Below are 10,877 nucleotides of genomic sequence, written 5' to 3'. Positions count from 1 at the left end.
CTGGCTATTTTTCTCAATTTCTGTGTCAAAAGTGCTCACCTATAAATATAGGCTGCGCGCTTTTTTCGGGAAATTGAGCAAAAATATCTACGTCCTAACTCAATTCATTGAACGCTCAATAGATAGAGATTGAACAAGAAAAATTTACCTTGAGCGCATAGCGCCAAAGATAAAAGCCAAATAATTAAGGGTCTTAAATATAATGAATCCTACGACAACAAACGAAATGCTATCTCCGTGGCCTTGGGCTGTAAATGAGTCCAACATCAGCTTTGATGCCACCGTGATGGAGCAACAGCTAAAAGACTTTAGCCGTGGCTGCTACGTAGTCAATCATAGTGATAAAGGCTTTGGTATAGCTCAGACTGCCGACCTAGTCTCCGAGCACGCCGCTAACAGCAACGCACTGCCTGTCGCAGCATTCACTCCCGCCCTTGGCACTGAAAGCTTAGGTGATAGCAATTTCCGCCGCGTTCACGGTGTAAAGTATGCTTATTACGCCGGTGCAATGGCTAATGGTATTTCGTCAGAAGAGCTCGTTATCGCACTCGGCAACGCGGGTATCCTTTGCTCGTTTGGCGCAGCAGGCCTAATCCCTAGCCGCGTAGAAGCGGCCATCAACCGCATTCAAAAAGCGCTGCCAAACGGCCCTTACATGTTTAACCTTATTCATAGCCCAAGTGAGCCAGCGTTAGAGCGTGGCAGCGTTGAGCTATTTTTAAAGCATAAAGTGCGCACCGTTGAAGCGTCGGCCTTTTTAGGCCTGACACCACAAATCGTCTATTACCGCGCTGCGGGTCTTAGCCGAGATAGCCATGGCAATGTAGTTATCGCTAACAAGGTAATTGCCAAAGTGAGCCGTACTGAAGTGGCTGAAAAATTCATGATGCCAGCGCCAGCTAAAATGCTGCAAAAATTGGTCGATGATGGTTCAATCACCGCTGAGCAGATGCAACTGGCACTCACTGTGCCTATGGCAGATGACATCACTGCAGAAGCCGACTCCGGCGGTCATACCGATAACCGTCCATTAGTGACACTGTTACCTACTATTTTGGCGCTTAAAGAAGAAATTCAAGATAAGTACCAGTACCCAATACCCATTCGCGTCGGCTGTGGCGGCGGCGTGGGTACTCCCGATGCAGCGCTAGCAACCTTTAACATGGGCGCGGCTTATATCGTTACCGGTTCAGTCAACCAAGCTTGCGTAGAAGCTGGTGCCAGTGAACATACCCGTAAGTTGCTTTCGACCACTGAGATGGCCGATGTGACTATGGCGCCGGCCGCTGACATGTTCGAGATGGGCGTAAAACTGCAAGTGGTTAAGCGCGGTACCTTGTTCCCAATGCGTGCGAACAAGCTGTATGAGCTCTACACCCGTTATGACTCTATCGAAGCGATTCCAGCAGCTGAGCGTGAGAAGCTTGAAAAACAAGTTTTCCGCTCAAGTCTAGATGAGATCTGGGCAGGTACAGTGGCACACTTTAACGAGCGTGATCCTAAGCAGATTGAGCGCGCCGAAGGTAACCCTAAGCGTAAGATGGCACTCATCTTCCGCTGGTATTTGGGGCTTTCTAGCCGCTGGTCAAATTCAGGTGAAGTCGGCCGTGAAATGGACTACCAAATTTGGGCCGGTCCTGCATTAGGCGCTTTCAACCAATGGGCTAAAGGCAGCTATTTAGATGACTACCAAGACCGTAATGCCGTCGATGTGGCTAAGCACCTCATGTATGGCGCTGCGTACCTTAACCGCGTCAACAACTTAACCTCGCAAGGCGTTAAGTTGCCAACTCAGTTGCTACGCTGGAAACCAACACAGCGTATGGCTTAATAACCAAAATAGCTTAGGTGCTAGATGCTAGATGCTAGATGCTAGATGCTAGATAAGAATAAAACCATCGGAGAGATTCGATGGTTTTTTATTGTTTTTTATAGTGCTAAAGAGATCAGCAGTAATTAAAACTTGCAAACAAAAAGCTAACCATCAACTGAGTATGACTTTGCTCCCAACCAATCGCTGCGGCTCAAAGCATATGCAGCATGATCATACATGCGGCCATTTAGCTGCTCAGCACTAGTAATTACACCCTCAAGATCAAAGCCTAAGCGATGACACACTTTTCTGCTGGCATTATTATCAATCGCGACAAAGATTTCAATCTTCTCCATCTGCAGTTCGGTAAAGGCAATTTCAATCATTTTTGTCACCGACTTACTCACCAGTCCTTTTCCTTGGTGCTCGCAGCTAAGCCAATAGCCAATTTCTACCTTTTTAAGCTGCGTATCGATGTTGTGAAAGCTAATATTACCGACAAGCTCACCCGCTAATACCATGGCACACACAAGCGACTTACCATCAGCATAATCATGCAGAGACTGCTTAATAAAATTGGCAAAGAATGCTTCATTATTCGCAAGTGCTGGCCAGGCTAACCACTGACCTAAGTATTCTCGCTGCTCTGATACAATATCGAAGTACTTTACTGCAAATGAATTTTCGACTAAAGAGAGAACAAAGTTGTCTTCAACTTCCACTGTAAACATAATAATCCTTTCAAACTAAGCCACTCTTCAAAACTAATAAAGTACTTGCGGCTAAAGGACAAATCAATCGAAATAGTGTCAAATGACAATCCCTTTACTCCCTATGCTTGATTTTATAAGCCTTAACAAAATAAAAATAGTGAGTTTAAATCCAATTGCGGAATACATCAAACGTATTAATGGTAATACATTTACAACAACTTACCTCACCAAAGACCAAGCGAATTATCTAGCCACTGCTACAATTAACTCAAATTCTCGCCAGTACACGCGACTAAAAGTACTGTTTATAGAGGCACCTAAGAGATTTTGAGAACTCTAAGTTTCAATCAACTTCAAGTTAGGGTATTTACGTTCATCGTCGTGTTATTCACTGCGGTGATCCTCAGCTATCGCATTTTCATTCAGATCCCACAACTTGAAGCCACCATGCTCAAGCTGTCTGAACGAGAGTTAAATAGCTTGGTTTTTGCTATTAATCGAATTAATAAGCCCATGGTCACCCTAAATTATGATTATGCCGCTTGGGATGAGACCTATGAATTTGTGCAGCAACCTAATTCGCCGCACAGTCAGCGTTACTTAATTGAAAACTATCTCAATGATACATTCATCAGATTAGAAATTGACGGTGTATTTATTTTCAACAACCAATCCAAGCTCTTATACTCAAAAGGTTATCACCATAAAAACAAACACGATCTCAGTTTTAACTTGCATAACTTTGAGGATGCCCCTGAAAATAGGGTGTTAATCGACACCCCCTATAATGGCAAAAAAGTCATCCCTAAAACGGGCGTTATCTCCACCCAATCAGGGGCTGCATTCTACAGTTCTACCCCTATTTTACTTTCTGACAAAAGTGTAGCCTCTAATGGTTTTCTGGTATTTATCCGCCTCATTAACCAAGAGCTAATCGATGAGATATCACTGTTTACAGCAACGCCAGTACGTATAACGCCAGTACGTATAACGCCAGTCAACAGTAATATAGACATTGACGGGCTCAAAGATTGGAACGCCGCAGTGAAACTGACTAAAATAGCCCCTTTCACTCAAAGATTAATCCGCAATACTAATGGGGAGCCGATCCTTAAAATCACCTTATATCATACCAATAGCCAAACTCCCTCCATTTGGGGCCTTGGTATGCTCAGCTTAGTACTGGCGATGATAGTGCTGGTAATCACCGTCTATCTGCTGCTTGCTGGGTTCATTATTGGCCCAATTCAACGCCTTGCAAAACATGTTAAAGCCATGGACAAGAAGCAACGTTACAAAGAACTGCCTAAAAACTACATTATTACGGAGTTAAGAAAGATATCATTTCACTTCAATGCACTTATGAGCACAGTGCAGAGGCAAAATACATTATTGAGTCAGCAAGTTTATGTCGATGAGTTAACGCAAATTTCTAATCGACGTGCATTTGAACTGCACTTAGAAGCTCAGATTCAATTATTAAGACGGCAGAACATTGGCTTCACACTGATACTGGCTGATATCGATTATTTTAAAAGATATAACGATACATTAGGGCACGTTGCGGGTGATGAAGCACTTAAAACCGTGGCCGCTTTATTGGAGCAACATTTTCAACGTGCTGAGGATATGTGCGCACGCTTTGGCGGAGAAGAATTTATAATGCTCTACAGTGATATTCCATTCGCTCCGCTTGAACGTAAGCTAGCAAGCATTTTAGAATCACTGCAAACCTTAGCCTTACCTCATCCAAGCTCTGATGTGGCAGATTATGTCACTGTGAGTTTTGGGGTATGCCAAGTCTTACCGGCGCGAGTAGAGTCATACTGTGCAGAGACCTTTATTAGCGGAAAACAGATCACTGAAATGGCAGACAAAGCGCTTTACCAAGCCAAGAAAAGTGGAAGGAACCAGTATTATAAAGTGACCATTACGGCTAATAATGATAACTAATACTAGCCGCGCCATAGTTAGTATCGGGTATTTGCCCTTCATATTGCTGACTCCCTCGAAGCGTAGAGAATAAAATCCCCCAACTTCCCCAGCGCATGGAAAATCCCATGCTAAGCTGACCTTGTTCATGGATGAGTTCCACAGAGTGGCTATCTTTAAAAGTATTACCATCGATGGTGATGTCATTCAGCACGTAACGACCGTAAGCTGACATAAACAACATCCAGTTAAACCCTCGATCAGACATATAGGCATAAGGATTGGCGCTATGAGATGCGGTAGGGTTAATACTGGCGTAGGTTTCATCAAGCCCACTGCCGACTCTAAACGTTAATCCAAAGCCCGCATCGCTGCGTAAATTACCTATTCCGGCCTGAGTGTAAAAGCTCACGTCAGTTGCCACACGGTTTGATAGTGCTAATTGAGCAAAACGATATAAATACTCAGATTGGACACGAAAAACAGGCTCATTATCAATTTGATTGTCCCACCCTTGTGGATCTTTAGCACTAATCATACCGTGGATGATACTTTGCGTTTGTTCCGCTAATGAAGCTGGGCCAACCACACCGACATCAAGCAGTATACTGGTCGCAACATTATCCTCAAATTGGCGTAATTTGACCTGCCAAAGTAGTACTCCAGCGTACGGTCTATCATCAGGGATGAGTTGGCGATCTTCTAAGTCTGATGGGGTAAACATCCCCTGTAAAATGGCATAGCTTAAAGTGTATTGACCTCTATCAGCTTGGTTAATATAGGTCCAATCGCTAGCCCATCGCACCCAATCTGGCATATCAATATCGTCAAAGTTAGCGATAGGCGCCTTTCCCCATGCATAACCAACACCATTGCTGTAGCCATCATCAGTGGGTTCTAGCACACCGAAAGCATCATTTTCAAAGATGAATTGTCCCCAGCTGTTTTGACGAAGGTCATCTTCGGCAGCCATAGCTGAACAGGTAAAAAAGGAAAGAGTCAGAACAATAAATGAGATAATAGGTTTTAGCACACACTTTACAGATTGAATGAGGACGTAAAAGGATTATAGATGACGATGGTTAAAGCTGGAAATGAATAAAACAGCATTGCATGTTATTAATCTCAAAAATGGAAAAGTTGATATATTTATAAATAGATATATTGAGAGGCAAATTAGAGTTGAGTCAATTCCTCATCTTTTTTAAATCGAATGCCTCCATTTGCAAGCTCAACATCAATCTCGCAATCAAGCGGCGATTGGTCCAGTTTTTCACACCGATTGAGTGTTAATTTGTACTGTTTATTTCTCAGTGCCGAAAGTACTTCATCGCAACCAAATGACTTTTGATTAATTTCTTTAAAACACAAACCTTGCCTGCTGGCTTGATCGCCATCTTTGCCTATTAAGTAATCCCAGTCATCTCCCCATGACTTTATCTTCATGGTGTACTGTTCATTGTCGGTAAAAATAGTCAACTCTGGGGCAATTTTAACCCCAAAGTCCATTTCATTAATGGCATAGATACCAATATCACATGCAACAGACTCTTGTTGTGTATCTTCACTATAACGGGTTGTTTCAGCTGCGAGGGCGATCTCAAAAGTCAGGCCTTTTTGACATGCTGATAAACTGAGTAGCCCTAAGACAACACCAATATATTTAGCCGTAATCATTGAGTTTTCATTCAGATGTAATTATTTGTATCGCATATTAACAAATACCAAACATTATGTTTAGTATTAAACCTGACGTCAAAAATAAGAGATTAGATATAACGCAATGAAATAGATGTTTATTTTGGCACAATGATACAACTAAGAGCATATATGCCACCACATGTGCTGTTAGCGAGTAAATAGTCAGCGTTATATCTTCACCTTTTATTTATCACCAATTTATCGAACTCATATTGATAACCGCTGAGCAGAAGATAAAGGCACTAAAGTACCTTTATTGAATGAGCCTAATGCATCAATTAATACTTACCTCTTTTGCATTAATCTCTATTCGATGCAGTCGCCTGCTTGGCAATAAAGGCGTCTGTTGCTGAGCAGCATACTCGGTAAAACCAGCCCTATAAAAGTCTGATAATGGGTGGCCAGACTGCCCCCCTGGAATCGCTAATACTCCATTAGCTTCATCACCTGGCTGAACAATAAAACGCTGAGATGCACCGAATGAAGCTCCTTGAACAGCCGGCATATAGCTATCACCAAATCCGGTGACGGTAGGCATATCTAACAGCGTGCTTAATATCGGGATCTGTTTCGAAAATGGGTGCTGTATCTTTAGCTCGTTAACACTTCCCCATGCTAAGTCATCCATATTGTCGTCTTGACTATGTTTGGCCAACAGTTGTTGTTTACTCTCTTGATATACATTGAGCATATACTCTGACCAACTTGAGTGTTTTGCCGGCAACCAAAATTTTGGTTGTGCGTTGATTAATTGCCACATGGCAGGCTCTAGGTCGCGTTTAACTGGCGATAAACTTAGCGAAGAAAGCGCCAACTGAGTTTCGAGAGGGGCAAAGGTAGTATCTATAAGCTGTTGTCTATATTGCCTGACTAAGGTGTAACCCACTGAGTCACTACAAGCACATGCTTTCCAATTGTTTAGATAAACAATATCTTTAGCGAAACGCTGGGGCTTAGTACTTAACACCGTGATTAGCTGTTGCTGCCAAGGCTGTAAGAATCGTGCTTCATTATCCAATTGTAGTTGGTAAAAATCATCGACAGTAAAATCTTTTCCAGCAAAAAGTCGGTCTCGAATTTGCGTACTACGAGCACCAAGAGCGTAACCCCCATTGCCTAACTCTTTGTGTTGCTTGGTCGACACCACACGCGAGTTTCCAGACCACAACCGATGAGTATCAGGATTAATAACCTCAGGTAAATCCACTTGATCGATAAGCCAGTTATCAGCTTGATAGTCAGACTCGGCTATTGCAACCTCACTGGGATTCGTTCTTGATGGAAAAGCGCCAGCTGGCTTCCATGCTGCGTTACCAGCGGTATCAACTAGCATCATATTTTGCACTGGAATGCCCATATTACTAGCAATGGCGATGCCTTGTTGCACATCTTTGATGCTATCGAGCTCGACGAGTGACATATCGACAGCGTAATCCTGATGCCCTACCCAAGAGAGTGCATAACGCTTTTCAGACACCTGCTTTACCGGGCCAAATCGAGACATAGGGATCTTATAATCAACCGCTGAATCAGGCAGTCTTATCTCTTCATCTTCAAAGGTCAGTTCGGTATCATCATCAATTTCAATCCAGTCTGCGGTATCAATATAGGCATTGGTAAAACCCCATGCCACATGGCCATTACTGCCAACCACAATCGCTGGAGCGCCTGGAAGTGAAACACCGGTAATACTAATATCTTCACCGTTATGCTGATAATTAAGCTGAGCACGATACCAAATGATAGGCACAGCAAAAGACAGGTGCATATCATCGGATAACATGGCATTGCCATTTTGGGTCAACTCACCAGTTACTGCCCAGTTGTTACTGCCGATATCCAGCGGTTCAGCAATCTCTTTTGGCAGTGCCTGACTGATATATAATGGCGAAAGCTGAGGGATAGACGGTGGTGCTAAGCTGATTAAGCTGCCATCTAGTGGCGCCTGATATTGGCTGGGTTGAATAATAAACGCCACCATTTCAGCGCCAAATATCGACTGTATATGAGTAAGCGTCAAATCTCGTTTAATCGTATTTCCTTGCAAATCAAGGTACATACTGTAGATCACCAGTAAACTATCCGCAGGCTCCCATGGACGAGGATTCGCGCCTGTCACAAGATACTCGAAAGCATTCATAGATTGAGCAGCAACGGCGTCATTCACGCCTCGAGCATAAGTGGTTAAGGTCTTGATGTGCGCTTCTGGCAACGTTTTTAAAATGTTATTGGCGCGCTTTCTTAATTGGTGAAAACGGTGACGTTTGTCTAACTCAAGTGCCTTTTCCCCAAAGATTTCTGATAGTTCTCCAGCAGAATTACGTCTTAAGAGGTCCATTTGAAAAAAGCGATCTTGCCCATGAGCATATCCTAAGCCGTAGGCTGCATCTTGGCGATGGCTGGCCGTGACCACTGCGGTGCCTAACCGGTCTCTTTCAATACTGACATTATCACTTACGGCATCACTTTCTATGGATGCATCCAGCTTTGGTAAGCTCATAAAGAGTAATAGATAAACGCCTACGGCGGCGATAAACACGATAGAAAGCAAACTAACTGCTGTTATTTTTATTATTTTTTTCATTACGTTCCTGTAGTGATAGCACTCCTGTATATGGATCATCATAAACTGGGTTACAGATTTGTTAAACACCCATTTGAAATTAGTCTAACCTTCTATTAAAAACCGAATAAGTAGCTGCATTTATCGCTCGATATGGCAGAATTGTCTACAAGGGCAAACTGTAAAGATGACTAATGGCAAAACCAAATAAAAAAGGACCGACACAAACCGTTGAGATATTCTGCGCTAAGTGTCGAGTGCTACTATATAAGTACCGAAAAGGGGGCAAAGGTGCATTAGTCAAATGCTTCAAAGAGCGTATTGTGACCGATTATACCAACGCACCCTGTACATGCCCTCAATGCGGGCAAGTGTTTGCCAGAGACACCCTCGTCCGCGGCGCCCCGGCCTATAAATTTGTTGGCGGTAAGGTCACCATGAAATAGCCGATGTTGAGATAACAATATCACCCGATAGTCGCGACATGCTGTTATAATAAAAGATGGTGGCAGTGCCATCACGCCGCCTTTAACTGCAATAAGCAACATCACAATAGATAACTGAGACTCACCATGCCGTTTTCAAAGCTTGGATTAAGCAATCCAATCGTTACCGCTGTAGCCGAACAAGGTTACACCACCCCAACCCCAATCCAAGCTAAGAGTATTCCGGTGATCTTAAGCGGCCGAAATCTGATTGCAGCCGCGCAAACTGGTACCGGTAAAACCGCAAGCTTCGTACTGCCGATATTGCAAATACTCAGCCAATCGCAAACTCAGCGCAAAAAACGTATTAGAGCGTTAATCCTCACTCCGACCCGCGAGCTGGCAGTGCAGGTTGAAGCGAATATAGCTCAGTACGGTAAACACTTAGACCTTACTTCAATGGCTATGTATGGCGGCGTAGATGCCGAACCACAACGACAGGGCCTGCTAGAAGGCGTGGACATACTGGTCGCTACACCTGGTCGCTTACTTGATATGTATACCCAACGGGCAATTCATTTTGATGAACTAGACATTTTAGTACTCGATGAAGCCGATAGAATGCTCGATATGGGCTTTATCGAAGACATCGACAAAATCATGGATAAGTTGCCAACAGACAGACAAAGTCTGCTGTTCTCAGCCACGCTGTCGCATCAAGTTAAGGCACTGGCAAAAACCACTGTCGACAGACCCGTTGAAATATCTGTCATCGCCAATACAGATTCCAAGCCCAAAATTGAACAATGGCTCATCACTGTTGATAAAGATAAAAAATCAGCATTGTTAAGCCACTTAATTAAAGAAAATGATTGGCAGCAAGCGCTGATCTTTATCGAAACCAAGCAAGGCGCTGCAAAACTCGTTAGCCAACTCGAAAAGCGAGGCATTACTGCCGAGTGTATTCATGGCGGCAGAAGCCAAGAGGTTCGAGAAAAAATATTGGCCGACTTTAAAGCCGGCAACATTGGATTACTGGTCGCCACTGGCGTTGCAGCCCGTGGTCTGGACATTGATGAATTACCTTTGGTGATTAACTATGACCTGCCCTATCCAGCCGATGACTACATTCACCGTATTGGTCGTACAGGTCGTGCTGGGGCCAATGGCCAAGCAGTATCTTTGGTTTCAAGAGATGATTTCAAAAACTTATGCATGATTGAAAGTCGACTGGGTAAACTAATAGAGCGCAGAGAGATTGACGGCTTTACTCCTCAAAAAGACGTGCCAATATCGGTATTGAATTTCAAACCGAAGTTCAAAACAATGACAGAAAAAAGTCAAGATACGGCAAAACGAGAACCTAAACGTAGTGCAAATACTGCAGCAGATAAAAAGCGTAACGGCCAACAGGATTCAAAAAGCAAAGCGAATAAAGACGCTAATAAGTTACCGCTGAACCCTTGGAACGTTTAAAATTTACTATCGGGATAGTTGATCTTTAAAAGGTTGACTATCCAGCTGTATCTTAAACGCAGCTAACGGGTTGCTTACTACACTTAAAATATAACCATTATTAAATAATAAAATAGATACACAGTCTTTCGAGTTTATTTAGCTCAGATTGCCTTAATACTTTAACTGCTGCGTTACAGGCCCCATTGCGCTAATAGTATTCACTCAAATAAAATAGAAAGACTCATCCCACTAATATTGTTACGCTAGTTATC

8 protein-coding genes are annotated in these 10,877 nt (G+C 43.2%); 4 read left to right on the top strand and 4 right to left on the bottom strand.

Going from position 1 to position 10,877, the window contains the following annotated elements; genetic code table 11:
- The first annotated feature begins 202 nt into the window (after nucleotides 1-202).
- Entirely contained in the window at nucleotides 203-1,831 is a 1,629-nt protein-coding gene (gene pfaD, locus CXF86_RS14565) for an eicosapentaenoate synthase subunit PfaD (protein ID WP_102039338.1), read from the top strand.
- Nucleotides 1,832-1,977: 146 nt separating this feature from the next.
- Here pfaD and CXF86_RS14560 read toward each other — a convergent pair whose 3' ends face one another.
- A complete protein-coding gene (locus CXF86_RS14560; protein WP_102039337.1) occupies nucleotides 1,978-2,544 on the bottom strand; it encodes a GNAT family N-acetyltransferase in 567 nt (188 codons plus the stop codon).
- Between the two features lie 309 nt (nucleotides 2,545-2,853).
- On the opposite strand from CXF86_RS14560, the gene CXF86_RS14550 reads away from it, so the two are divergent.
- Nucleotides 2,854-4,479 (top strand): sensor domain-containing diguanylate cyclase, encoded by a 1,626-nt coding sequence (locus CXF86_RS14550; RefSeq protein WP_145992391.1) that lies wholly within the window; start codon nucleotides 2,854-2,856, stop codon nucleotides 4,477-4,479.
- Here the strand turns inward: CXF86_RS14550 and CXF86_RS14545 are convergent.
- The 3 genes from CXF86_RS14545 to CXF86_RS14535 all read right to left on the bottom strand — a co-directional run bounded on the left by CXF86_RS14545 (nucleotide 4,463) and on the right by CXF86_RS14535 (nucleotide 8,743).
- A complete protein-coding gene (locus CXF86_RS14545; RefSeq protein ID WP_102039334.1) occupies nucleotides 4,463-5,431 on the bottom strand; it encodes a lipid A deacylase LpxR family protein in 969 nt (322 codons plus the stop codon). The genes CXF86_RS14550 and CXF86_RS14545 overlap by 17 nt on opposite strands.
- A 203-nt stretch (nucleotides 5,432-5,634) precedes the next feature.
- Entirely contained in the window at nucleotides 5,635-6,135 is a 501-nt protein-coding gene (locus CXF86_RS14540; protein ID WP_102039333.1) for a hypothetical protein, read from the bottom strand.
- Between the two features lie 298 nt (nucleotides 6,136-6,433).
- Nucleotides 6,434-8,743, bottom strand: coding sequence for a penicillin acylase family protein (locus CXF86_RS14535; protein WP_102039332.1), 2,310 nt, complete (start codon nucleotides 8,741-8,743; stop codon nucleotides 6,434-6,436).
- A gap of 173 nt (nucleotides 8,744-8,916) precedes the next feature.
- Between CXF86_RS14535 and CXF86_RS14530 the strand changes: the two genes are divergently transcribed.
- Both CXF86_RS14530 and CXF86_RS14525 read left to right on the top strand, forming a co-directional pair.
- Entirely contained in the window at nucleotides 8,917-9,168 is a 252-nt protein-coding gene (locus tag CXF86_RS14530; RefSeq protein WP_101092692.1) for a hypothetical protein, read from the top strand.
- A gap of 126 nt (nucleotides 9,169-9,294) precedes the next feature.
- Nucleotides 9,295-10,623, top strand: a complete 1,329-nt coding sequence (locus tag CXF86_RS14525; protein ID WP_102039331.1) for a DEAD/DEAH box helicase — start codon at nucleotides 9,295-9,297, stop codon at nucleotides 10,621-10,623.
- Nucleotides 10,624-10,877 lie beyond the last annotated feature (254 nt).

Origin of the sequence: Shewanella sp. GutCb (genome assembly GCF_002836135.1) — a bacterium.
Classification (GTDB): Bacteria; Pseudomonadota; Gammaproteobacteria; order Enterobacterales; family Shewanellaceae; genus Shewanella.
This window is presented reverse-complemented; position numbering and strand designations above follow the sequence as displayed.